At 33.4% G+C, this 24,826-nt stretch carries 18 protein-coding genes, 4 tRNA genes, 1 other RNA gene and 2 pseudogenes; 16 read left to right on the top strand and 9 right to left on the bottom strand.

From position 1 onward, the window contains the following. Positions 1-53: 53 nt before the first annotated feature. Positions 54-2,018 carry a DNA primase gene (dnaG, locus tag AB4865_RS08915; protein ID WP_372472919.1) on the top strand — a complete coding sequence of 655 codons (1,965 nt, stop codon included), beginning with the start codon at positions 54-56 and terminating at the stop codon, positions 2,016-2,018. Between the two features lie 12 nt (positions 2,019-2,030). Continuing rightward, on the top strand, positions 2,031-2,414 hold the full coding sequence (locus AB4865_RS08910; RefSeq protein ID WP_372472918.1) for a DoxX family protein: 384 nt from the start codon (positions 2,031-2,033) through the stop codon (positions 2,412-2,414). A gap of 233 nt (positions 2,415-2,647) precedes the next feature. Here the strand turns inward: AB4865_RS08910 and AB4865_RS08905 are convergent, their stop codons facing one another. From AB4865_RS08905 to AB4865_RS08885, 5 genes and pseudogenes are all read right to left on the bottom strand, one after another. Next, complete coding sequence (locus AB4865_RS08905) at positions 2,648-3,238, bottom strand: non-canonical purine NTP diphosphatase (protein WP_372472917.1); 591 nt, start codon at positions 3,236-3,238, stop codon at positions 2,648-2,650. Between the two features lie 175 nt (positions 3,239-3,413). After that, on the bottom strand, positions 3,414-4,133 hold the full coding sequence (locus AB4865_RS08900; RefSeq protein WP_372472916.1) for a pseudouridine synthase: 720 nt from the start codon (positions 4,131-4,133) through the stop codon (positions 3,414-3,416). 3 nt (positions 4,134-4,136) lie between these two features. Next, a pseudogene (locus AB4865_RS08895) lies at positions 4,137-4,331 on the bottom strand (DUF3841 domain-containing protein); the annotation flags it as partial. 11 nt (positions 4,332-4,342) lie between these two features. After that, positions 4,343-4,513, bottom strand: coding sequence for a hypothetical protein (locus AB4865_RS08890; protein ID WP_372472915.1), 171 nt, complete (start codon positions 4,511-4,513; stop codon positions 4,343-4,345). A gap of 30 nt (positions 4,514-4,543) precedes the next feature. Further along, positions 4,544-4,705, bottom strand: a complete 162-nt coding sequence (locus AB4865_RS08885) for a DUF3841 domain-containing protein (RefSeq protein WP_372472914.1) — start codon at positions 4,703-4,705, stop codon at positions 4,544-4,546. 240 nt (positions 4,706-4,945) lie between these two features. Here AB4865_RS08885 and AB4865_RS08880 point away from each other — a divergent pair, with 240 nt between their 5' ends. The 3 genes from AB4865_RS08880 to AB4865_RS08870 are packed head-to-tail and all read left to right on the top strand — an operon-like array spanning position 4,946 to position 10,001. Next, positions 4,946-6,577 carry an ABC-F family ATP-binding cassette domain-containing protein gene (locus AB4865_RS08880; RefSeq protein ID WP_372472913.1) on the top strand — a complete coding sequence of 544 codons (1,632 nt, stop codon included), beginning with the start codon at positions 4,946-4,948 and terminating at the stop codon, positions 6,575-6,577. 9 nt (positions 6,578-6,586) lie between these two features. Beyond that, the gene (locus AB4865_RS08875; RefSeq protein WP_372472912.1) at positions 6,587-7,552 is read left to right on the top strand and encodes a GSCFA domain-containing protein; all 966 of its coding nucleotides are present in this window, start codon (positions 6,587-6,589) and stop codon (positions 7,550-7,552) included. 28 nt (positions 7,553-7,580) lie between these two features. Further along, positions 7,581-10,001 carry a prolyl oligopeptidase family serine peptidase gene (locus AB4865_RS08870; protein WP_372472911.1) on the top strand — a complete coding sequence of 807 codons (2,421 nt, stop codon included), beginning with the start codon at positions 7,581-7,583 and terminating at the stop codon, positions 9,999-10,001. Positions 10,002-10,037: 36 nt separating this feature from the next. Here the strand turns inward: AB4865_RS08870 and AB4865_RS08865 are convergent, their stop codons facing one another. Beyond that, the gene (locus AB4865_RS08865; RefSeq protein WP_372472910.1) at positions 10,038-10,346 is read right to left on the bottom strand and encodes a DUF4834 family protein; all 309 of its coding nucleotides are present in this window, start codon (positions 10,344-10,346) and stop codon (positions 10,038-10,040) included. Positions 10,347-10,433: 87 nt separating this feature from the next. Next, a complete protein-coding gene (locus AB4865_RS08860; RefSeq protein ID WP_372472909.1) occupies positions 10,434-10,814 on the bottom strand; it encodes a DUF1456 family protein in 381 nt (126 codons plus the stop codon). Between the two features lie 658 nt (positions 10,815-11,472). On the opposite strand from AB4865_RS08860, the gene AB4865_RS08855 reads away from it, so the two are divergent. The 10 genes and pseudogenes from AB4865_RS08855 (at position 11,473) to AB4865_RS08810 (ending at position 21,982) form a co-directional block, all read left to right on the top strand. Further along, entirely contained in the window at positions 11,473-12,447 is a 975-nt protein-coding gene (locus tag AB4865_RS08855; RefSeq protein WP_372472908.1) for a ribonucleotide-diphosphate reductase subunit beta, read from the top strand. A 19-nt stretch (positions 12,448-12,466) separates the two neighbouring features. Beyond that, positions 12,467-14,119, top strand: a complete 1,653-nt coding sequence (locus tag AB4865_RS08850; protein WP_372472907.1) for a ribonucleoside-diphosphate reductase subunit alpha — start codon at positions 12,467-12,469, stop codon at positions 14,117-14,119. A gap of 13 nt (positions 14,120-14,132) precedes the next feature. Then, positions 14,133-14,528, top strand: a complete 396-nt coding sequence (locus tag AB4865_RS08845) for an acyl-CoA thioesterase (RefSeq protein WP_372472906.1) — start codon at positions 14,133-14,135, stop codon at positions 14,526-14,528. Between the two features lie 43 nt (positions 14,529-14,571). Further along, a tRNA-Tyr gene (locus tag AB4865_RS08840) sits at positions 14,572-14,652 on the top strand. Positions 14,653-14,668: 16 nt separating this feature from the next. Further along, positions 14,669-15,069, top strand: a transfer-messenger RNA (tmRNA) gene (gene ssrA, locus AB4865_RS08835). Between the two features lie 216 nt (positions 15,070-15,285). Next, positions 15,286-15,358: transfer RNA gene (locus tag AB4865_RS08830), tRNA-Met, on the top strand. Between the two features lie 1,536 nt (positions 15,359-16,894). Next, positions 16,895-18,370, top strand: a complete 1,476-nt coding sequence (locus AB4865_RS08825) for an ankyrin repeat domain-containing protein (protein ID WP_372472905.1) — start codon at positions 16,895-16,897, stop codon at positions 18,368-18,370. A gap of 18 nt (positions 18,371-18,388) precedes the next feature. Then, positions 18,389-18,869: pseudogene (locus AB4865_RS08820) on the top strand (DUF2271 domain-containing protein). A 3-nt stretch (positions 18,870-18,872) separates the two neighbouring features. After that, positions 18,873-21,056 carry a PepSY domain-containing protein gene (locus AB4865_RS08815; protein ID WP_372472904.1) on the top strand — a complete coding sequence of 728 codons (2,184 nt, stop codon included), beginning with the start codon at positions 18,873-18,875 and terminating at the stop codon, positions 21,054-21,056. After that, on the top strand, positions 21,056-21,982 hold the full coding sequence (locus tag AB4865_RS08810; RefSeq protein WP_372472903.1) for an FAD:protein FMN transferase: 927 nt from the start codon (positions 21,056-21,058) through the stop codon (positions 21,980-21,982). Before AB4865_RS08815 ends, AB4865_RS08810 begins: the two co-directional genes overlap by 1 nt. A gap of 164 nt (positions 21,983-22,146) precedes the next feature. On the opposite strand, the gene AB4865_RS08805 is transcribed toward AB4865_RS08810, so the two are convergent. Together AB4865_RS08805 and AB4865_RS08800 are read right to left on the bottom strand one after the other, a co-directional pair. Beyond that, positions 22,147-22,220: transfer RNA gene (locus AB4865_RS08805), tRNA-Arg, on the bottom strand. 12 nt (positions 22,221-22,232) lie between these two features. Further along, positions 22,233-22,306 (bottom strand) — tRNA-Arg (locus AB4865_RS08800). A 250-nt stretch (positions 22,307-22,556) separates the two neighbouring features. Between AB4865_RS08800 and AB4865_RS08795 the strand changes: the two genes are divergently transcribed. Continuing rightward, positions 22,557-24,776 (top strand): NADP-dependent isocitrate dehydrogenase, encoded by a 2,220-nt coding sequence (locus AB4865_RS08795; protein ID WP_372474898.1) that lies wholly within the window; start codon positions 22,557-22,559, stop codon positions 24,774-24,776. Positions 24,777-24,826 lie beyond the last annotated feature (50 nt).

Raw genomic sequence — 24,826 nt, 5'->3', positions numbered from 1 at the left:
TGTCCTACTCAGATAAAACTTAGTATTTTTGTCCTCCAATCAAATATTTCTTCATGATATCAAAGAAAACCATAGAAACTGTTTTAGAAACCGCTAGAGTTGAGGAGGTAATTCAGGATTTTGTCGTTTTGAAAAAATCGGGATCCAATTACAAAGGGTTGAGTCCGTTTGTGAGTGAAAAAACTCCTTCGTTTATGGTTTCACCAGCCAAACAAATATGGAAGGATTTTTCTTCTGGAAAAGGTGGTAATGCGATTTCTTTTATCATGGAGCATGAGCAATTTTCTTATCCTGAAGCCATTAGGTATTTAGCAAAAAAATACAACATCGAAATCGAAGAAACCATTCAAAACGACGAAGACAAAAAACTTCAAAACGAAAAAGAAAGTATGTTTTTGGTTAATGATGTGGCGGCAAATTATTTCGAAAAACAAATTTGGGAAGAGGAAGAAGGTCGTGCCATCGGACTTTCCTATTTTAAAGAGCGTGGTTTTCGAGTAGAAATTATCAAAAAATTCAAATTGGGATTTTCACCTGACCAATGGAGTGCTTTTTCTGATTATGCCTTGCAAAAAGGCTATAAAATGGAATACCTCGAAAAAACAGGTTTAACTATAAAAAAGGAAGATGGAAAGTATTTTGACCGTTTCAAAGGTCGTGTGATGTTTCCGATTTTGAGTTTGGGTGGACGCATTTTAGGTTTTGGTGGTCGTATCCTCACCAATCATAAAAAACAGGCAAAATACCTCAATTCGCCCGAAAGTGAAATCTATCACAAGAGTAAAATTTTATACGGAATCTTTCAAGCCAAACAGTCTATCGTCAGGGTAAATAAATGCTATTTGGTAGAAGGATATACCGATGTGATTCAGTTTCATCAAGCAGGAATAGAAAATGTGGTGGCTTCGTCGGGTACAGCTTTGACAACAGATCAAATCCGTTTGATACAGCGATTGACTCCCAATATCACGGTGCTATTTGACGGAGATACTGCCGGTATGCGTGCGTCGTTGCGAGGAATTGATATGATTTTGGAAGCGGGAATGAATGTGCGTGTATGTACCTTTCCAGATGGCGAAGATCCGGATAGTATGGCAAAAAAACTGTCAACGGAGGAACTGGAAAACTATTTAAAGGAAAATGAAACCGATTTTATCAAATTCAAGGTTAATTTTCTTACAAAAGACTCTGGAAATGACCCGATTAAAAAAGCTGAAGTAGTCAGAGAAATCATCGTTTCTATTTCAAAAATTTCCGATCCCATCAAAAGGGAATTGTATATAAAAGAATGTGCTTCTTTGATGCAAGTTTCTGAGGAAGTACTGTTTAGTAGTTTGTCTCAATACATAAAAAAAGAAATTCAATCTGCCAATAAAAAAGTAGTCGAAGAACGAAAAATGGAAATTTCTCGTGCGATGACTGCCCCTGCTCCAAAAGTCAATTCTATGGAATTTTTGGAAAAGAAATTGATTGAAATTTTGTTGTTGTACGGCAATGTAACAGAAACCTTTCAAGATGAGGTTTATACCATTCAAGATGATGAGGTTGTTACATCATATATTAAAAGAAATCAATTGGTTATAGATAAAATTTTGGTAAGTTTGCAAGAGGATGAAATTTCGCTTACTCATTCCTTATACAGCGGAATTTACCAAGATATTATTCAATTTTACAAGCAAAATGGCTATTGGAATGTTTCGGAATATTTGACTCAAGCACCTGAGGAATATGTTGAAGAAATTTCAAACATTTTGATGGAAGATGAAAAAGAGGTGTTGCACAATTGGGAGTCTAAAAACATTTTTGTGAAAGAAAAATCAGCAAGTATTTCTCAATTGGTACACGAAACCATATTGACTTTTCGTTGGTGTTTGTTGAATGCCATGGTGGAAAATTTGAAAAATAAAATGGCAATTCCCGATGCAAAAACACATGAAATTTTACCATTAATTATGGATTATATTCAATTGTCCAATCGTTTTTCAACCAAATTAGGTCGAATTATATCAAGATTTTAAACAGGCTCTAAAATGAAAGAAATTCTTTTTCCCTTTACATTTGTATTGTTTATCATGATTACTTATGGATTTTCATTTTTTGAAAAAATCTTTAATTTTTCAGATACATTGGGTTGGATGAAAGTACATTTTGAAAAAACGCCCATAAAATCATTGATTCCTATAGGATTGGTTGTTTTGCTAATAGGCGAATTGATAACCTTTTTATTGTCGATATATGCCTTTCATTCGTTATTTTATTTCGACCAAAATGATTCTATAGAATGGATGATGGTTGCCAATATCTTTTGCCTTTTATTGATGTTGATAGGTCAGCGATTTGCAAAAGATTTTGACGGAGCCAGAACGATAGTTATATATTTGATACCAAGTTTATTGGCGATGATATATTTGTAGGATTATCATCACAAAGGCTTATTTTTTCACAATTGAGTAACAGAGATTATTTAAGATATCAGATACGCTTCGCTTAAAAGAAATCATAGCTCTTATATTTCATAGTTTATTCCTTCGGAGATTAGGGAGCTAGATTTACTCTATGCTTCAGTGGTTAGAAATAAAAAAGTATGGCAAAGTACAGAGACTTTGTCATACTCTAAATTAAAAATATAAGACTTTATTTAAACAAACTATTTTACCTCAGAAGAAATTCTCTCTAAAAATTGTATCAATTGAGCAACGGCTTTTCCTCGGTGACTCCACTGATTTTTTTCATCCATAGACATTTCGGCAAATGACAAATTACTCCCTTCTGGTTTGAAAATAGGGTCGTAACCAAAACCTTCTGTTCCTATTTTTTCTGTAAGAATTTCACCTTTTACCACACCTGTTATCAAATGTTTATCTCCATTGATATTTAGTGCAATTACAGTTTTGAATTGAGCCGAACGCTCAGTAGAATCACCTAATCTTTTCAAGACCAAATCCATATTTTTGTCGGCATTTTTGTCTTCGCCTGCATAACGAGCTGAATACACTCCTGGTTCACCATTCAAAGCGTCAATTTCTAAACCAGTATCATCAGCAAAACAAGGCAGTTGATAATTTTGTGTAACATAATCAGCTTTTATCTGAGCATTTTCTTCCAGTGTAGTTCCTGTTTCTGGGATGTCTTCAGTACATCCAATGTCCTGTAAAGTTACAATTTTAATGTGAGAAGGCAATTGTTTTCTGATTTCGTTTGCCTTATTTTGATTATTTGATGCAAATAATATTTTCATTTATTTTAAATTTAATGGTTTATACTTTTTTTATTTATTCACTCAGAGTTGATTTGTTTAAAATCAAAGAAAATCAAAAATTTAATTATAATATTTAAAGGATAACATTTAATGTTGTATGAAACGAGTTTTTAAAAAATATTAAACAAACAAGTTTTTTATTTTTCTAATCTATTTATTTTAAATCCTTCTCTTTCAACAACTCTAAAACTTCGGAAAATTCCTTTGACAATAATGCTTTAATCCTAATTTCCTCTTCGTTATAAGGATGAGTGAACGACAATTCCGAAGCGTGCAGCAACATAGTCATCATCTGAAAGGTATCTTTCCATAGTTTGTTTTGCTTGTTGCAACCGTGCGGTCTATCTCCAATAATTGGATGAAAAATATGTGCAAAATGCTTTCTAAGTTGATGCATTCTTCCTGTTTTGGGATTTGCCTCGACTAAAGAATAACGAGATGTTGTATGTTTTCCAAAAGGCAAGTCTATTTCAAACCTTTCGAGCGTTGAAAACTGAGTTATTGCATCTTGCATTTTGCCATTTTCATGTTTAAGCGGATAGTCTATAGTCATTTCATTTGGTGTAAAACCACGAACAATAGCCTGATATTTCTTGTCCACTTCCCTATTTTGAAATTTTTGTTGCATCAGTCGGTTGGTTTCCTTATCAAGGGAAAAACAAAGCACTCCCGAAGTTTTACTATCCAATCTGTGAGCAGGATACACCTTTTGCCCCAACTGATTTCGGAGCAATTGCAAAGCAAAAACCTCCACATTTCGAGTGATATACGAAGGATGAACAGGCAAGCCATGCGGTTTATTAATCACTACAATATAATCATCTTGGTAGAGGATTTCTAAGGATTTTAATTGTATTTCTTGCTTGGTTGACATAATTTATCTCGCTATAAAATATACTACTTTTACAATTTCTTCAACCTTAAGCGTCCAAAATGTTGCTTGGATTGATTTATTACTTTTAGGATAAGTCCAATAAGGGGCTTCAAAATCTAAATCTAAGACTTTATCCCATGATTTAATGATTTTTTGTTGAAAATTAATTGGTAAATCTTTCAAATCGGCATTCCCAAAACCTAAATCTTCTAACTTTTTTCATAAAGTTCACAATCTTTTTCGCCATCTGAAATATACGATTGATAACTAATAGGGTAATGCCAAAAATCAAAATCTGATAATAAAACTTCAGATTCGTGTTTACGAATTTCTATTCTAACTCCATGTATCCCCTTTTCAAGGTGTCCTCTTTTTCGCAAATCAGGTTTTCGTCGTTTTTCACAACGATATTAATACCATGCCCAAATAGGATAACCATTAGAAATAGGACTTTTGCCTAATTTTTCTTTCATTTTTTCAAGCAACCAACCATAACCTTCTAACATTTTATCATCATCTTCCCAATAAGGTTTTATATATTCTAAATCACCATAGATTATTCCGTCTTTCATTAATTTTTCATATCATTCTTTTGAATTGAATCGTTCAGAGTTGAAGCATTTCCTTAATTCCATTTATTTTAAATCACAGTTTACGAAAATACAAAATATTTCAACTATGATAGCCTAATATTTAAAGTAATTTTTAAACTATTCAAAACTTCCATATATCAATTTTTCCCTTTTCACCTTTGACAAATTTTCCCTACCTTTACAACTTATATTTTATAAATTTCACATTTACAAAACAACATGATTACAATTAACGATATAGCCGTGCAATTTGGTGCAACTACCCTATTTAGTGGAGTCAATTTCGCCATAAATGAAAACGATAAAATCGCCTTGATGGGGAAGAATGGTGCGGGAAAATCAACTTTACTCAAAATTGTAGCGGGTATCAATAAACCAACTTCTGGAAGTGTTGCTGCTCCAAAAGATGCAATCATTGCTTACTTGCCACAGCATTTGTTTACTGAAGACAAACATACCGTGCGAGAAGAGGCGGCAAAAGCGTTTGACGAAGTGTTTTCGATGAAAAAAGAAATCGATGAAATCAACGAGCAGTTGGTGAGTCGTACGGATTACGAAAGTGACGATTATATGAAACTCATCGAACGCGTTTCGGAATTAAGCGAAAAATTTTACTCTATTGAAGAAGTAAATTACGAATCCGAAGTTGAAAAAGTTTTGAAGGGAATGGGATTTACACAAGAAGACCTCGATCGTCCTACTTCATCCTTTTCAGGTGGTTGGCGTATGCGTATCGAATTAGCGAAAATCCTTTTGAAAAAGCCCGATTTGATTTTGTTGGACGAACCTACTAATCACTTAGACATCGAATCAATTCAATGGTTGGAAGATTTTCTGATTAATTCTGCCAAAGCTGTAATGGTAATTTCGCACGATCGAGCATTTGTAGATAATATCACCAACCGAACGATAGAGGTTACGATGGGACGCATTTACGATTACAAAGCTAGGTATTCTGACTATTTGGTTTTGAGACAAGAACGACGCGAACAGCAACAAAAACAATACGAGGAGCAACAAAAAATGATTGCCGAAACCAAGGAGTTTATCGAGCGATTCAAAGGAACTTATTCCAAAACTTTACAGGTGCAATCTCGTGTAAAAATGTTGGAAAAATTAGAAATAATTCAGGTGGATGAAATTGATACTTCTGCCTTGAAATTGCGTTTTCCACCTGCTGCTCGTTCGGGACAATATCCTGTAATTGTAAAAGATTTGTGCAAATCTTATGGCGACCACATCGTATTTAAAGATGCCAATATGGTCATCGAAAGAGGTCAAAAAGTAGCCTTGGTTGGAAAAAATGGTGAGGGTAAATCTACGATGATAAAGGCCATTATGGGCGAAATCGATTACGACGGAACTGTGGAAATCGGACACAACGCCAAAATTGGTTATTTTGCTCAAAATCAAGCGTCTTTATTGGATGAAAACATCACGATTTTTGAAACCATTGACCGCATTGCCGAAGGTGATATTCGCACTCAAATCAAAAATATTTTGGGAGCCTTTATGTTTTCTGGCGAAGACATCGACAAAAAAGTAAAAGTACTTTCGGGTGGAGAAAAAACGCGTTTAGCGATGATTAAATTGTTGTTAGAACCCTACAATGTGTTGATTCTCGATGAGCCTACCAACCACTTGGATATGAAGACTAAAGATATTATTAAAAAGGCATTGAAAGAATTTGAAGGAACGGTAATTTTAGTTTCACACGACCGTGATTTCCTAGATGGTCTGGCAGAAAAAGTTTTTGAATTTGGAAACAAACGAGTAAAAGAACATTTTGAAGATATTCAAGGATTTTTGGCATTGAAAAAAATGGAATCTTTAAAGGAAATTGAAAAATAATTGCTGAAAATGAAATTTTCAACTGAAATAAACATACAGCCTCTCGAAAAAAAATTGACTTACGATTCAAAAATTGTAAGTATTGGTAGTTGTTTTGCTGAAAATATTTCAAAAAAGCTGTCTTATTTTAAATGGAGAAATACGGTCAATCCTACAGGAATATTGTTCCATCCACAGGCTATCAAACAATTGTTTCACAGAACAATACACAAAGATTTTTTTCAAGAAAAAGACATTTTTTTACATAGAGAAATTTGGTGTAGTTTTGAATGTCATTCCTCACTGAATCAATTGACTAAAGAGGATTTTTTATCAAAAGTCAATCAAAAAATAATTGATTTTTACCATCAATTGAAAGAGGCTACGCATTTAATTATTACGTTGGGTACGGCTTGGGCTTATCAATGGAAAGAAAGTGGAAACTATGTTGCCAATTGTCATAAAATTCCTCAAAATCAGTTTACAAAACACTTGCTAAGTGTTGAAGAAATAGAAAGCGAATTAGCAGAAATCAATCAGCTGATAAGAACAGTCAATCCTGAGCTTCAATGTATTTTTACTATTTCACCAGTACGACATATCAAAGACGGAATTATTGAAAATCAGCGTAGTAAATCACATTTAATAACAGCATTACACAATTTTTTGGATAAAAACTGTAACAAAAATTACTATTTTCCTACTTATGAAATGTTGATGGACGAGTTGAGAGATTATCGATTTTATGCCAATGATTTGATACATCCTTCAGATTTTGCGATAGATTTTGTATGGGAAAAGTTTAAAAATAATTGTATAGATTCATCCGTTTATATGGATATGAAATTGGTACAAAAAATCAACAGTGGTTTGATGCATCGACCGTTTAATCAGCAAACAAACGAATATGTACAATTTGTAGAAACCTTGAAAAATGATATTCAACAAATCAATGCAAAACATCCATTTATGGATTTTGAAATGAATGAAATATAACTAATATTTTTAAAATAAATTTAATTTAATGAAAAGACTAAAACTAACAGTATTGGCTTTATTATTAGCAACTTCGACTATGAAAGCACAAGAAAACATTAGCTTTCAACAGCCTTCACAAGAAATTTTACAATTGGCTGATTTTGAAAGAGCCCCATCGGTTTCGATGAATTCTAAAAAAGATTTGATGATTTTGATTTACAGAAAAACTTACAAATCTTTACCTGAATTGAACCAAGAAGAATTGCGTTTGGGTGGTTTGCGTATCAATCCTATCACCAATATTTCGAGTACCGCTACTTTTATCAACAACTTGAAAATAAAAAAAGTAGGTGGAAATGACGAAATTCAAATCAAAGGTCTTCCAGAAAATGCGTTGATCAATAATATGTCTTGGTCGCCAGACGAAACAAAATTGGCGTTTACCAATACAGTGGCAAATGGTAACGAATTATGGATTATCGATTTGCAAACGGCTAGTGCCAAAAAAATGACAGAAGCTACTTTAAATGCTAATCTCGGAAATCCTATTACTTGGTACAAAGACAGCAAAAGATTGTTAATCAAAACATTGCCAACCAACAGAAAACCACTCATCGATACCAAAACAGATATTCCTACTGGCCCTATTGTTTCAACAGCTCAAGAAGGTGTGGTTTCTCAAAATAGAACTTATCAAGATTTGTTGAAAAACAAAACAGACGAGGCAAATTTTGAAAACATCATTACTTCAGAATTATACACTGTAGATGTAAACGGTACTAAAAAGTTGTTTAAATCGGCTGATACTTACGCTGGAGAATCGTTTTCTCCGGATGGAAATTATTTGATTATAACAACTATCCAAAAACCGTATTCATATTTGGTGCAACTCAACCGTTTTCCTTCAAAATCGGTAGTTTATACAGCAGAAGGTGAAGAAGTAAAAGTAGTAAACGAAGTACCACTAAACGAGATTATGCCGAAAGGATTTATGGCTGTTCGCAAAGGAAAACGCAACATGGCGTGGAGAAGTGATGAGGCGTCTTCGTTGTACTTTGTAGAAGCCTTGGACGAGGGAAATCCAGCAAATCAGGTGGAATACAGAGATGCGGTTTACACTTGGCAAGCACCGTTTGACAAAGAACCAGAATTGTTGGTAAAAACACCGCAACGATTTTCAGGAATCACATGGGGAGACAAAGAAACGGCTATTTTGTACGACCGTTGGTACGATACGCGTAATTCTAAAACTTATTTGTTAAACCCAACAACCAAGGAAACTAAATTGATTTGGGATAGAAATTACCAAGATATTTACAGCGATCCAGGTGCGTTTGAAACTAAGAAAAATCAATACGGTGCTTATACTTTGATGAAAGAAAACAATCATTTGTATTTGATTGGAGACGGACACACAGCCAAAGGTCAATTTCCTTTTTTTGACGAATTGAATCTTGCTACTTTGAAAACTAAGAGATTGTATCAATCAAATTTTTCAGATAAAATTGAATCAATTTCTGAGGTAATTGATGCAAAAAAAGGAGAAATTTTGGTGAATATTCAATCCAAAACGGATTATCCAAATTATTTTTTCCGAAATATCAAAAAGAAAAATAGTTTGAAACAGATTACTTTCAACAAAAATCCGTTTGAAAGTATCAAAGATGTACACAAAGAAGTGATCAAATACAAGCGTAAAGACGGTGTAGAGTTGTCGGGAACTTTGTATTTACCAGCAGGATTTGATAGAAAAAATCCACAAGAAAAATTGCCATTGTTGATTTGGGCGTATCCAACGGAATACAAAGACAAAAACAGTGCAGGTCAGAGTTCGGCAAATCCAAATGAATTTACATTCCCATATTATGGTTCGTTTGTGTATTGGGTTGCCAAAGGTTATGCGGTTTTAGATGACGCTGCATTCCCAATTGTAGGAGAAGGCGACGAAGAGCCAAACGATTCGTTTGTAGAACAATTGAAACTTAATGCAGAAGCTGCCATCGACGCTTTGGACAATTTGGGCTACATCGACAGAAAACGCGTAGGAGTTGGAGGGCATTCTTATGGAGCATTTATGACGGCTAACTTGCTTACACACACAGATTTGTTTGCTTGTGGTATTGCTCGTTCGGGAGCTTACAACCGTACGCTTACGCCTTTTGGATTCCAATACGAACAAAGAAATTATTGGGAAGCAGCTGATGTGTATAACACGATGTCGCCATTTATGAATGCAGAAAAAATGAAGACGCCAATGCTGTTGGTACACGGAGAGGCAGACAATAATCCTGGTACATTTACTCTGCAAACCGAGCGTTATTTTCAAGCGTTGAAAGGATTGGGAGCACCTGTAAGAATGGTGATTTTACCAAAAGAAAGTCATAGTTATGTTGCAAAAGAAAATATCATGCACTTGCTTTGGGAACAAGAACGCTTCCTCGACGAACATTTGAAAAACAAGAAGTAATCGTTTATAAAAAAGCTGTCGTAATGACAGCTTTTTTTATTTTATTTCTTCAAAATCTATGTACTCCCCTACTTTTTTCTTTTCCTTAAACTCGATTTTTGATGTAGAAGAAGAGTTTGTATTCTGTTGTCTATTAAAATTATTGGTAGATTGTCCTCTATTATATTGTTGTTGTTGTTGATTCATTTGATTTTCAAACTTTTGTTGAATTTTTTTCAACATGCGATTGACAAAATAAGGAGCAAACAATTTTGCAAAAAATTTTGCAAAAAATTTTATTGCATAATAGATAAACAATAAAATGACAATCGTTTTTATTAAATTAGAAAAATCAGAAAGTTCCATAATTCAAAGTTTAATGTATATTTATTCAAAAATAGCAACTTTTTTACTAAAAAACGATAAAATCATTAAAATAATATCAGAAAAATATTATTTCTTTTTACCATTTTTAAATCTAATCGCATTAGCAGGATTAAATTCTTTGGTTGCTTGTTCTTTTTTCTTTGCAGTTGAAGGTGCTATTTTCTTTTGAGGAGTTGGAGAAATTTTAGCTTTGTTTGCTACTAAAACTTCCATTGGGTTTTTGGGTTCATCTTTAGTTCCTCGTAAGTAAATCACCAAACCATTGAGGAAATTTCTCAAAATTTGATCTTTGCAAACAACATATTTCGGATGATCTTCGCTTCTAAAAAAATTTCCAATTTCACCTTTGGAAACTCTAAAATCAACCAATTGTAAGATTTCAACAATTTGTTCGTCACGCAATTGCAAAGCAACTCGCAATTTTTTTAATATATCGTTATTACTCATTTCGTATTATTATTTTTCTGCAAAAGTAGTTAAAAAATATGGAAACTGAGATTTTTAGTAAAAGTTTCCGTTGATTTTATTCTGTATAAGATAAAATCTTTGTAAAAAAATCGGTTCGTTTTCTCTCGCTTCGTAATTTCCTCCCGATTTTGCTTATGACAACAAGATAGAAATTTGCACTATTCATTCTCATAAATTTGGTAAATATCATTAGAATAAAAACGTTTATCCAAATAAAAATTTCCTACCTATTGAAAAATGTTTAGCAATAGAGTAAAATACTTGACAAATCTATATAATTTCCTTTTAAATATTGAATCAACCCAAATTTTTTAAACTATATAAAAATTTTTCATCAAAAACAAATTTATTTTTCAAAAAAAAAAAAAAAATCAATCTAAAAAAATCTGCAATCCATTGTAAAATAATAGAAATCAAAGGAGAAAAATAAGTAGAAAAAATTATCAACAAATTTTGTTTATAATTAAATAGTTTTCTTGTTGAAAACATCGTAGGAATATTAATAATTTTACACTCGGAAATAAGGTGTGCTTTGTCGAGGCTATTTCCATTGGAAAAGAATAGATTTACTAACAAAAAAACTTTTAATACTATAAAAATCAATAGTTTAAAAGAAAAAATAAAGAAACAAAAAGCTATGAGTATTTTTACAAAACGCGTGAATTACAAGCCATTTGAATACCCTGAAATCATGGATTTTGTAAACGCTATCAACAAATCGTTTTGGGTACATTCGGAAGTGGATTTTACAGCCGATATTCAAGATTTTCACTCACATCTAACTCCTGAACAAAGAGAAATTGTAAAGAGATGTTTGTTGGCAATAGCTCAAATCGAAGTGAATGTAAAAACTTTCTGGGGAAATTTGTATTTGCACTTGCCAAAACCAGAATTCAACGGCTTGGGTTCTACCTTTGCAGAATGCGAATTTAGACACTCAGAGGCTTATTCTCGATTGTTGGAAGTATTGGGATACAACAACGAATTTGAAAGAGTAATTGAAATTCCTGCGATTAGCAAGCGTATCGACTATTTGTCAAACGCATTGAAACACGCAAAGGCAGAAGATCCTAAAGATTATTTGAAATCGTTGATTTTGTTTACCATATTAATCGAAAATGTTTCTTTATTTAGCCAATTTGCAATTATTTTATCATTTACTCGCTTTAAAGGTGCAATGAAAAATGTGAGCAATATCATCGCTTGGACTTCGGTTGATGAGCAGTTACATGCAAACGCTGGTATCTATATAGTAAATAAAATCAAGGAAGAATTCCCTGACTTTTTCGATTCAGAGGCGATTGAAGAAATTCAAACTATTGTAAAAGAATCTATCCAAATTGAAGAAGAAATCTTGGATTGGATTTTTGAATTAGGAGAATTGGATACTGTTTCAAAGGCAAATTTGTTGAACTTTATGAAATTCCGTTTAGACGAAAGTTTAACAAAAATTGGAATGGACAAAATTTACAACATTTCCAACGAAGAATATCAACCAATGGTATGGTTTGAAGAAGAAGTTTTCTCAAATACATTAGATGATTTCTTTGCAAAAAGGCCTGTGGAATATACAAAACACGACAAGAGTATTACAGCAAACGATTTATTTTAACCCCAAAAAAGAAACTAAAATGACTATGGAAAGATTGTGGTGGCTGAATGAAGAAAGCGAACAAATATTGAACAGGGGCTACCTATTGAAGGGAGAAACGACTCAAAAAGCCATCGAGCGTGTAGCAACTGCAGCGGCTCAAAGATTGTACAAACCAGAATTGGCTGATGCGTTTATAGAAATGATTGAAAAAGGTTGGATGAGCCTTTCATCACCTATTTGGGCAAATATGGGAACAGAAAGAGGATTGCCTATTTCTTGTTTCAATGTGTATGTACCAGACCACATCGAGGGAATTACTCACAAATTGGGTGAGGTAATCATGCAAACAAAAATCGGTGGCGGTACTTCGGGATATTTTGGAGAATTGAGAGAAAGAGGTAGTGCCGTAACTGATAATGGTAAATCTTCGGGAGCAGTTTCGTTTATGAAACTATTTGATACCGCAATGGATACCATCAGTCAAGGTGGTGTGCGTAGAGGTGCATTTGCTGCTTATCTCGACATCGACCACCCAGATATTAAAGAGTTTTTGGAAATCAAAAACATAGGAAATCCTATCCAAAACTTATTCTACGGAGTTTGTGTGCCAGATTATTGGATGCAAGATATGATTGATGGTGATGTGGATAAACGCGAAGTATGGGCAAAAGTTTTGGAATCGAGACAACAAAAAGGTTTGCCTTACATTTTCTTTACAGACAATATCAACCGAAACAAACCAGAGGTGTACAAAGACAAAGAAATGCAAATCTATGCAAGTAACTTGTGTAGCGAAATCGCATTGCCTTCTTCAAAAGAAGAATCTTTTGTATGTTGTTTGTCTTCAATGAACTTGGAATTATACGACGAATGGAAAGATACAGAAGCTGTAAAATTGGCTACTTATTTCCTTGATGCGGTAATGTCTGAATTCATTGCAAAAACAGAAGGAAACTATTACTTGGCATCTGCACACAATTTTGCAAAAAATCACCGTGCATTAGGATTAGGAGTAATGGGGTGGCATTCTTACTTGCAAAAAAATAAGATTGCCTTTGAAAGTATGGAAGCGAAAAACTTGACCAATAAAATCTTTAGAGAATTGCAGGAAAAATCATTGAAAGCCTCTCAAGATTTGGCAAGAATCTACGGTGAACCAGAATTGTTGAAAGGATACGGACGCAGAAATACCACTTTAATGGCAATAGCCCCTACTACTTCGAGTTCGGCTATTTTGGGACAGACTTCACCAGGTATCGAGCCATTTAGTAGCAACTACTATAAGGCTGGTTTGGCAAAAGGAAACTTTATGCGTAAAAACAAGTACTTAAAAGAATTGTTGGAAGAAAAAGGCATCGACAACGAAGAAACTTGGAGAAGTATCATGCTCAACCACGGTTCGGTGCAGCATTTGGAAGAATTGACACAAGAGGAAAAAGATATTTTTAAAACATTCAAAGAATTGAGTCAGTACGAAATTATCCTTCAAGCGTCGATTCGTCAAAAATACATAGACCAAGCACAAAGTTTGAACATCAATATTCCTGCAAGTTTACCAATCAGAGATGTAAACAAATTGTTGATTGAAGCATGGAAATTGGGAGTAAAAACATTGTACTATCAACGCAGTCAGAGTGTATCAAAAGAAATGGTAAACAACTTGGTGGTATGTTCATCATGTGAAGCATAAAAGAAAATAGCTAATGACAATAGAAGAAAGAATTGCACAAGCGGAAACACGCGTATTCAAAGCCGTATTTCCGAGCGACACCAACCACTACGATACTATGTTTGGTGGAGCAGTAATGTTGATGATGGACGAAATCGCCTTTATCACAGCTACTCGCTTTTCAAGACAGAGAATGGTAACGGTATCGTCAAACAAAATCGACTTTAACCATCCAATTCCAGCGGGAACTATCGTAGAATTGGTAGGAAAAGTAGCCGAAGTAGGAAACAAAAGTATGAAAGTTTCGATAGAGGTATTCATCGAAGAAATGTATTCAGAGGTGAGATATTCAGCAATTACAGGAATGTTTACCTTCGTAGCTATCGACGAAAACAAAAAACCTATAAAAGTTTTAAGAGACGATTTGTAGGAATCAAATAAAATTATTATATTTGCCTCCGCAAAATTGCGATGGGGAGATACTCAAGCGGCCAACGAGGACGGACTGTAAATCCGTTGGGAAACCTTCGCAGGTTCGAATCCTGCTCTCCCCACTACCCAATATCACTTGGGGTCGATCGGTTTTGACAGCGAGTGGAATTGAACAGTAAGCATGTCGAGCGCTCATTTACAGCTCGTAAATCTCATGAATGGAACTTTTTAAACGGCGAAGAAAATTACGCTTTGGCTGCCTAATTTCTGAATCATAGTAAGAACTGGCCTCGTCCTATAAGATAGGAAAGCTAAATTCTCCTCGGAAGCCTTGATTTATGGCGTCCGATACAGGAGAACCGTAAATGTAAATCTAGAAAGATTAGTGTTTCGAACATCTTTTGAAATTTTTAGAAACTAAGCGAGTTGTGATTGTTGTTAGTCAAGCAATTCGACGAAAATTTAAATAACAACTAAACATGTAGAAAGCTCTTTGATTGCTTGTTTGGACCAGGGTTCGATTCCCTGCGACTCCACAAAATACCTCCCTCCTACTTTGTTTGAGGGAGTTTTTTTTTATTTTCAGCTTTTTTTATTTAGTAATGGTCAACACTATATACCTAAAAATAAACTTTCTTTTTAGTGTTATTTCTTATTTTTCAACCATTAAAACTAAAGAATAATATTTTTTTCAATATTTTTTACAAATATCTCTTGTCAATTGAAAAAACTGTTGTATATTTGCAATCGAATATCGCGGGATAGAGCAGTAGGCAGCTCGTCGGGCTCATAACCCGAAGGTCACAGGTTCGAGTCCTGTTCCCGCTACTACCAACGCAACTTTCTAAAGAGGTTGCGTTTTTTTATACTATACAATATGAAATATAGAGAAGGTATTCAAGGATATAGAGCATTGGATTTTCTTTTAGTGTATTGTATTTCACTTGAATAAAACTATTTTACCATAAGGTTTTATGGGAGTTGATTTATTTTTCGTAATTTATAGTTATTTTATTACATATTTAACTTTAAATCGAATAGATTCAAATGCATTCACTATTAAAGATTTTTTCAAAAAAAGATTCAATCGAATACTTCCTGCGTATTACTTTAATTGATTGTCTTTACTTTTGTTAGTTCACTTATATTTATATACACCGATATAGAAAACCTCAAAAAAAGCTCTCTTTCTGCTTTCTTTTTCGGGTCAAATATTTTCTTTGCAAATAGAGGGATTCATATTTTGGAAATCAGTCAATAGAAAATCCTTTTTTACATACTTGGTTTCTTTCGATTGAAATGCAATTTTATTTGATTTCACCTTTTGCAATTTACTTTTTCAAAAATCATCTCAATTCAATTTCATTAGTTGTAATATTCACCATCTCCATTACCACATCATCCATTATTTTATTATTTGATCAACAACAAGTTGTATATTTTTTATTGATAAGCAGAATATCCGATTTTTTTTATAGGTGTTTTTCATGCTTCATTTTTTCACAAATAAAAAATCACATTCATTATTTAACAACAATATATTTCTATAGTCAATTTATTATTAATTATTTTTTGTTTTTTTATTTTAAATGAATATTCAAATTTTCCTGGAGTTATTGCTTTAATACTATGTTTTGCAATGGCTAATCTACTTATTTTCAATGATTCATTCGTGTCTAAATTATTTTCATATAAACTACTAGTATTTGAAGGTGAGCTTTCATATTCATTATATTTATGGCACTGGGGATAAACAGAATATAAAAAACTTCCTCTTTTATTAGACAAACCTCAAAATGGTAAATAATCTCATTATGAAGGAAAAATAGTAAAACTTGGTGATATATTTGATTGAATATTGATGATTATTCAAATGATAATATTTATAATGCTATAGATTATTTTGCTCAACAATTAAATAATAAACAAAAATTGATATTATTTTCAACATTTCCAGTTTTGAATAGACATCCCTTAAAAAATTATCCATTTCTGAGTTCTGGTATTAAATATAATTATTCAATATGTGATAATAATAGAGAGGCTATACTAAAATTAACAAACAGGCATCCTAATGTTTTTCTTTCGATATTTCTAAAAGTAAAATTTTTAATTCAGAAAAAAAATGGATATTATAATGATACACTGATATATAACGATCGTGGGCATATCAACACATTTGGCTCATTAAAACTTGTTGATAACATAGGTAATGACTTTTATATTTTATTGAAATCATTATAATTTAGTTACTTTGATAAATAATAGTTAAATACTCCATATATGTATCCTTTTGTTTTTTAAATTAGAATTATTTCAATTAAATTTGTCAATCTTAAAATTATTCTAAATAAAATACTATTCATGAAAAAAATAGTTCTCTCTTTGGCATTATGGGTTTCTATGTGGGCAAATGCTCAGCAAAATACCTTATTGAACGGTAACTTTTGGAAAGAAAAACCGTCTATCGAAACCGTAAAAGCTGAGATAAACAAAGGCAGTAATCCTGCAGATGCCAACGCCGGAAATCACGATGTCGTAAGTATAGCTATCAACAACGATGCTCCTTTAGAGGTTATTACTTATCTAATGGATCAACCTGGAAATAGCATAGACAAACAAACTCACGACGGTCGTTTGTACATCCACTGGGCAGCAAACAAAGGTAATGTTGCTTTGGTAAAATACTTGTTGGAAAAAGGTTCGGATATTCACGCTACCGACGATAAAGAGGCAACTCCACTTAGCTTTGCCGCTGGAAATGGTCAGCTAAACATTGAAATTTACGAAATGCTTTTCAATGCTGGGGTAAAGCCAACCCAACGATACAAAGACGGAGCTACTCTTTTGCATTTGGTAAGTGCGTTTGACAAAAACAGTTTGGTTGCTAACTATTTGCAAAGCAAAGGACTTTCATTAAAAGATATTGACGACAAAAATCGCACAGTTTTCGACTATGCTTGTCGCATGGGAAATGTAGATATTTTGAACAATCTTTTAGAAAAAGGTGTAAAACCTACCAATCAAGCCTTGTTTTTCGCAGCCCAAGGTACTCGATTTGCTTCTCCCAAAATAGAAACTTATCAATATTTGGTAGAAAAAATAAATTTAAACCCATTGGCTACAAACGACAATCAAGAAACTGTGTTGCATCTATTGGTAAAAAAGAAAGATCAACGAGAAATCGTACAGTATTTCTTAGATAAAAAAATTGATGTAAATGCTCAAGACAAAAATGGTAATACCGTATTTGCCAATGCTATGCACTCTAAAGATTATGGCTTGGTGAAATCATTGGTTCCGTATGTAAAAGATATCAATACTGCTAATAGAAAAGGAGAAACGGCTTTGTATTCGGCGTTTCAAAACGGTACAACTCATATTGCAGAAATGTTGATGAGCATTGGTGCAGACAAAAACATTATTTCTAAAAACGGAAATTTAGCTTTTGCATTGATACAGTCTTATAAAAAACCTCGCCCTAATGAAAACAACAAAGATTTTGAAGATAAAATCAGAGTGTTGGATTTGAGCAAAGTTCCGTTCAACGAAACACACAATGGAATTTCGTTGTATCATTTAGCTGTAGTAAAAGACGATTTGGATTTATTGAAACTATTGGAAGATAAAAACATTGACCTCAATTTGCAAGACGACAACGGAATGACAGCTTTACACAAAGCGGCATCTATGACCAAAAATGTTGAAGTTTTGAAATATTTGGTTTCGATTGGCAGTAATAAAAAAATCAAAACCGAAATGGACGAAACGGCTTATGATTTGGCTATGGAAAACGAACTATTACAAGCACAAAAAGCAGATTTGTCATTTTTAAAGTAATTTTTTAAATAAAAAAATATGAAATCAATCATCAAAACAGCTGTATTTACAGCGTTATTTACAATTAGTATATCGGCCTTTGCACAAAATGCAAAATATAAATGTATGCTACAAATGTCCAACTACAAAGGCTTGGAAGCGTATATTGTAGTATCGTTAATCGACCCAAAAGGTAAATACGAAAAAACCGTTTACATGATGGGAAAAGACAAAGAATGGTACAACGGATTTAAAGTTTGGTACAAAAACTTGTTCAACAAAAAAGAAAATCTCAACGGAATCACCGGAAGCTTCGATTGCAGCGGGTGATCGTAGCACAGTAACACTCACTATCGACGAATCAAAACTAAACAAAGGATATAAATTGAGATTTGAATCAGCTGTTGAGGAAAGAAATTACTATACAACTGATGTAGAAATTCCATTAACAACCAACGATTTAACTAAAAAAACGGATGGTACAGGATACATCCGATATGTAAAGTTGAGTAAAATATAACCTATGTTAAAAATCTGGCGAATAACACATTTAGCGTTAGCAATCGTCTCTTTTCTATTTATTGTAATGGCTTCTATTACAGGAGCCATTTTGTCTATTGAGCCTATTCAAGAGAAAAACCTTCCGTACAAAACAGCGGATTTCGACACGATTACCGTAGCTCATTCTTTGTCAAAACTAAAAGAAATTCACCCAGAATTGTTGGAAATTTCTGTTGATAATCATCAATTTGTAACGATTAAGGGCTTTGATGAAGAGGAAAATGATTTTACAAAAATAGCAAATCCCCTCACGGGCGAATTTCTTGCAAATCCAATTGAAAAATCCGAATTTATGCAGTGGATTACCCATTTGCATCGTTCGTTATTTTTACACGAAACAGGTCGATTTATCGTTGGAATTTTCTCTATTTTATTGGTACTCATCGCTCTTTCTGGAACGGCATTGTTGGTAAAACGCTCTACAGGTTTTCGAGGATTGTACGACAAAATAAAAACCGATTTTTGGGAACAATTTTACCACATTTTAGCAGGAAGATTGACCTTAATTCCTATTTTAATAATATCTATTACAGGAAGTTACCTTTTTCTTCAACGCTTTGAATATTTACCAGAAGAAAAAGAATTTGACTTCGTTGAATATTCATCAAATGAAAAACAACGATTGCCTTTGAAGGATTATCCTGCTTTCAAAAATTTGTACTTGGCTGATATTGAAAAAATTGAACTCCCATTTGACGATAGTGCCGATGAAGTTTTCAAGGTAAAAACAAAAACAAGTCAATTTACAGTAAATCAAATTGACGGAACAATTATTTCTGAAAGTCAATATTCTAAATGGACAATTCTTGGAAAATGGAGTTTTGATTTACACACAGGTCAAATCAACAGCATTTGGTCTTTGATCATTGGAATTGCCTCTCTTCAATTATTGTTTTTTATTTACAGCGGATTTGTAATCACTTATAAACGAACAAAAAACAAACAAAAAGACAATCCTTTTTCAATTGCCGAAGCCACTTCCCTATTGCTCGTTGGTAGCGAAAACGGAAGTTCGTGGATATTTGCCAAAAACTTTCAAAATCAAGCAAATAGTATTGGAAAAAAAGTTTTTATTCAAGAGGCAAATCATTTTCAACTGGGAAATTCGATAGAAGAAATTTTAATTTTCACTTCAACCTATGGTAAAGGCGATGCACCAAGCAATGCCAATTTATTGATAAATAAATTAAAAAACACACAAACATCTAAAGAAATTCGTTTTTCAGTAGTAGGATTTGGTTCTACTCAATATGAAAATTTTTGTAGTTTTGCTAAAGAAGTAAACCATGAATTACAAAAGTTAAATTGGGCAAAAGAAAGTATCCCCATTCATTACATCAATGATAAAAATCCTTTAGAATTTGCTCAATGGGTAGAAAAATACAATATTGAAAATCAATCAACTATTGCAACAACTCCAGCTTTATTCAACTGTGAAAGCACCAAAAAACAATCCTTTCTAGTAAAAAATAATATCCAAGTTCAATCGGAAGATCACTTGTTTAGCATAGAATTACAAACCAAAGCAAACTTTCAATCGGGAGATTTATTGGCAATTTATCCTTCTGATAATCATATCCAGCGCTTATATTCTGTATCAAAAATAGACAATAAATTGTTTCTTTTAGTGAAATTACACGAAAAAGGATTGGGGTCAAATTACCTTTACAATTTGAAAACAAACCAACAATTTGAAGCAAAAATCATTGATAATCAAAAATTTCATTTCCCAAAAAATAAATCAGTAATCTGTATTTCCAACGGAACTGGTATTGCTCCATTTTTGGGAATGATATACGAAAATAACTATAAACAACCGATGTATTTGTATGCTGGTTTTCAACAACCTACCGATTTTATTCAAAATATAAAACAAGGGTTGGAACAACAAATTTCCAAAGGAAAACTCACCAAATTGCAATTTGCCTATTCACGAATTGAAGACAAACAATATGTAATACATCTCATCAAAAACGACCAAAACGAATTGGCTGAATTATTGAAAAACGGAGCAGTTGTTATGGTTTGCGGTTCGCTTTCAATGTGGAAAAATGTACAAGAAGAATTAGAAATCATTGCACAAATCAACGGTTATTCTTTGGAATATTATATTGAAAATCAACAAATAAAAACAGATTGTTATTGATGAAACCTATCATTTTATTTTTACTAGCGTTTTTCTCTATATCATCATTTTCACAAATATTGGTTACAAGAGATACCTTATTAATGGGGAGTAAATTTCAGATTTCCGTTGTAGATGATAAAGAAACAAACGCTCATTCAAAAATAAATTTGGCTATAGCTGAAATTGTGAGATTAGAAGAAATGTTATCTACTTACAAATCAACATCAGAGGTTTCATTAATCAATCAAAATGCGGGGATTCAACCTGTGAAAGTTTCGGAAGAATTAATTTTTTTAACAAAAATAGCCAATCATTTTTCCGAATTGACCAACGGAGCTTTTGATATTAGCATTGCTTCTATGGACAAAATTTGGCGATTTGACGGTACTATGGACACTCTTCCCACATCTCAAGAAATTGAATTTGCCAAGAGAAATGTCAATTTCAAAAACATTGTAATCGACTCAAAAAATCAAACAATTTTCTTGAAAAACAAAGGGATGAAAATCACTTTTGACTCAATAGGAAAAAGTTTTGCTGCCGACAATGCCTTAGCTATTCTAAAAAATCTTGGAGTACAATCTGCTATGGTCAATGCGGCAGGAGATATTACTGTAATGGGAAATCCGCCCCATCAAAAAACTTGGAATATCGGCGTACAACACCCTGAAAAGAAAAATCAAATCAAAAAAATTGTACGATTAAATTCAGGAGCTGTTACTACTTCTGGAGATTATCAAAAATATGCTTATATCAACGGCACGAGATATTCGCACATCATCGACGCAAGAACTGGCTACCCTACTCGACTTTGGAAATCTATAACTAATGTTGGTGAAAACGCTACAATTTGCAATGCATTGAGTACCAGCTGTATGCTTTTAACCAAAAAAGAACAAAAACAATTGTTGAAAAAAGTAAAAGGTTTTAGAATTATTAGATAAAAAGAAGTTGTCTAAAAAATAATCTTTTTATTTTGTTGATTTTGAAAAAGATTTCTCCTTTTGTCGTAATAACAAATAAAATAATTCATTAAATTTTAAACTTTGCCAATTAATAGATAAAAAAAACAACCTGTTGAAAATCAATAGGTTGTTTTTGATTTCAGTGACCGCGGCAGGATTCAAACCTGCAACCTTCTGAGCCGTAATCAGATGCGCTATTCAGTTGCGCCACGCGGCCGAAAAAAAGTAGTGACCTCGACAGGATTCAAACCTGTAACCTTCTGAGCCGTAATCAGATGCGCTATTCAGTTGCGCCACGAGGCCTTTATTTTTCTGATGCAAAATTACTAAAAAAATATTTACTCACAACACTTTTCATTATTTTTTTTGAAAAAAAATTTTATCTCATTGGTTATTAACTATTCAATGCTACGCATTTTCATTTTTCTATATAACGAGACAATGAAACGAAATTTATTTACTCTCTACTCTCTCTACTAACTATTTTTTGCATAAAATAACATATTTCACTATATTTGCGGAACAATTATTTTGTAATAAAAAATTTTTAACGATAATGTCTAAATCAAAAATCATTTACACATTGACAGATGAGGCGCCTATGTTGGCAACTTATTCTTTCTTGCCTATCGTTCAGGCATTTACTTCTACAGCAAATATCGATGTTGAAACAAAAGATATTTCTCTTGCAGGTAGAATTTTAGCTAACTTTCCTCAATATTTGAAAGAAGACCAAAAAATCGGTGATGCTTTGGCTGAATTAGGCGAATTGGCAAAAACTCCAGAAGCAAATATCATCAAATTACCAAACATTTCGGCTTCCATTCCTCAATTGACAGCTGCTATTGCTGAATTACAAGCTCATGGATATGCTGTACCTAACTATCCAGCAGATCCACAAACAGAGGAAGAAAAAGCAATCAAAGCTTCGTATGCAAAAGTTTTAGGTTCGGCTGTAAACCCAGTGTTGCGTGAGGGTAACTCTGATCGTCGTGCACCTAAAGCTGTGAAAAATTATGCAAAAAAACATCCACATTCAATGGGAGCTTGGTCTGAAGACTCTAAAACTAAAGTAGCTCACATGGAAAACGGAGATTTTTATGGGACTGAAAAATCAGTTACTGTTGAAAATGATACACAATTCAAAATCGAATTTGTTGGAACTGACGGTTCAGTAAAAGAATTGAAAGGTTTGGCTCCATTAAAAGCTGGTGAAGTTATCGACTCTTCAGTGATGAATTTGAATGCGTTGAAAGCATTTGTAAAACAAACCAAAGAAGAGGCAAAAGCTGCTGGTGTATTGCTTTCTGTACATTTAAAAGCTACGATGATGAAAGTTTCTGACCCTATTATTTTCGGAGCTATTGTTTCTGTTTATTTTGAAGAGGTTTTCACGAAATACGCCACATTATTTGCAGAATTGGGTATCAATCCAAACAATGGTTTGGGTGAATTGTACGCAAAAATCGCAGGACAGGCTCAAGAAAACGAAATCAAAGCTGCGATTGACGCTGCAATTGCAAACGGGCCAGATTTGGCAATGGTAAATTCAGACAAAGGAATAACCAATTTGCATGTACCCTCTGATGTAATCGTTGATGCTTCTATGCCAGCAATGATTCGTACTTCTGGACAAATGTGGAACAAAGAAGGAAAACAACAAGATACTTTCGCATTGATTCCAGATAGAAATTACGCTGGAGTTTATACAGCAGTAATCGAAGATTGTAAGAAAAAAGGTGCTTTTGACCCTACAACGATGGGATCTGTGCCAAATGTGGGATTGATGGCTCAAAAAGCTGAAGAATATGGTTCGCACGACAAAACTTTCCAAGCTACTGAAAACGGTACAATTCGTGTAGTAGATGCCAACGGAACAGTTTTTATGGAACAAGTTGTTGAAAAAGGAGATATTTTCCGTATGTGCCAGACCAAAGATGCACCTATTAAAGATTGGGTAAAATTGGCAGTAAACAGAGCGAGATTATCAAACACACCTATAGTTTTCTGGTTGGATGAAAACCGTGCTCACGATAGAGAAATTATTGCAAAAGTAAACAAATATTTACCAGAATTTGACTTATCAGGATTGGATATTCGCATTTTATCACCAATCGAAGCATGTAAATTTTCAATCGAAAGAATCCGCAAAGGAGAAGATACAATTTCAGTAACAGGAAATGTATTGAGAGATTATTTGACAGATTTATTCCCAATTTTAGAGGTTGGAACATCTGCAAAAATGTTGTCGATTGTACCATTGATGAACGGTGGTGGATTGTTTGAAACAGGTGCAGGAGGTTCGGCTCCTAAACACATCGAACAATTTAAAGAAGAAGGATATTTGCGTTGGGATTCATTAGGAGAGTTCTTGGCATTACAAGCATCATTAGAACATGTAGCTCAAACGCAAAACAACACAAAAGCACAAGTGTTGGCAGACGCTTTGGACGAAGCTAATGACAAATTCTTGGATACAGACAAATCACCAGGTAGAAAATTAGGAACTATCGACAATCGTGGTTCTCACTTCTATTTGGCAATGTACTGGGCAGAAGCTTTGGCAAATCAATCAAAAGACAATGAATTGGCTGAGAAATTTGCTCCAATTGCTAAACAAATGCTTGAAAATGAAGTTAAAATCAATGAAGAGTTGATTAGTTCGCAAGGTAAAGCACAAGAAATTGCAGGATATTACCAACCATCAGCAGAAAAAACTTCAGCTGCGATGCGTCCAAGTACTACTTTAAACGAAATCATTGAAAGTTTGTAATACATTCATTTTTCTATTTATACAAAAATTCCCTATTCTTTTTTGGATAG

Source organism: Capnocytophaga sp. ARDL2 (genome assembly GCF_041530365.1).
Lineage (GTDB): Bacteria > Bacteroidota > Bacteroidia > Flavobacteriales > Flavobacteriaceae > Flavobacterium.
The sequence above is the reverse complement of the archived record's forward strand: the minus strand, read 5'-3'. Positions and strand labels throughout refer to the sequence as shown.

Coding starts and splice junctions, on each gene's coding strand:
- dnaG (WP_372472919.1), top strand. CDS start 54: ATGATATCAAAGAAAACCATAGAAACTGTTTTAGAAACCGCTAGAGTT.
- AB4865_RS08910 (WP_372472918.1), top strand. CDS start 2,031: ATGAAAGAAATTCTTTTTCCCTTTACATTTGTATTGTTTATCATGATT.
- AB4865_RS08905 (WP_372472917.1), bottom strand. CDS start 3,238: ATGAAAATATTATTTGCATCAAATAATCAAAATAAGGCAAACGAAATC.
- AB4865_RS08900 (WP_372472916.1), bottom strand. CDS start 4,133: ATGTCAACCAAGCAAGAAATACAATTAAAATCCTTAGAAATCCTCTAC.
- AB4865_RS08885 (WP_372472914.1), bottom strand. CDS start 4,705: ATGAAAGACGGAATAATCTATGGTGATTTAGAATATATAAAACCTTAT.
- AB4865_RS08880 (WP_372472913.1), top strand. CDS start 4,946: ATGATTACAATTAACGATATAGCCGTGCAATTTGGTGCAACTACCCTA.
- AB4865_RS08875 (WP_372472912.1), top strand. CDS start 6,587: ATGAAATTTTCAACTGAAATAAACATACAGCCTCTCGAAAAAAAATTG.
- AB4865_RS08870 (WP_372472911.1), top strand. CDS start 7,581: ATGAAAAGACTAAAACTAACAGTATTGGCTTTATTATTAGCAACTTCG.
- AB4865_RS08865 (WP_372472910.1), bottom strand. CDS start 10,346: ATGGAACTTTCTGATTTTTCTAATTTAATAAAAACGATTGTCATTTTA.
- AB4865_RS08860 (WP_372472909.1), bottom strand. CDS start 10,814: ATGAGTAATAACGATATATTAAAAAAATTGCGAGTTGCTTTGCAATTG.
- AB4865_RS08855 (WP_372472908.1), top strand. CDS start 11,473: ATGAGTATTTTTACAAAACGCGTGAATTACAAGCCATTTGAATACCCT.
- AB4865_RS08850 (WP_372472907.1), top strand. CDS start 12,467: ATGACTATGGAAAGATTGTGGTGGCTGAATGAAGAAAGCGAACAAATA.
- AB4865_RS08845 (WP_372472906.1), top strand. CDS start 14,133: ATGACAATAGAAGAAAGAATTGCACAAGCGGAAACACGCGTATTCAAA.
- AB4865_RS08825 (WP_372472905.1), top strand. CDS start 16,895: ATGAAAAAAATAGTTCTCTCTTTGGCATTATGGGTTTCTATGTGGGCA.
- AB4865_RS08815 (WP_372472904.1), top strand. CDS start 18,873: ATGTTAAAAATCTGGCGAATAACACATTTAGCGTTAGCAATCGTCTCT.
- AB4865_RS08810 (WP_372472903.1), top strand. CDS start 21,056: ATGAAACCTATCATTTTATTTTTACTAGCGTTTTTCTCTATATCATCA.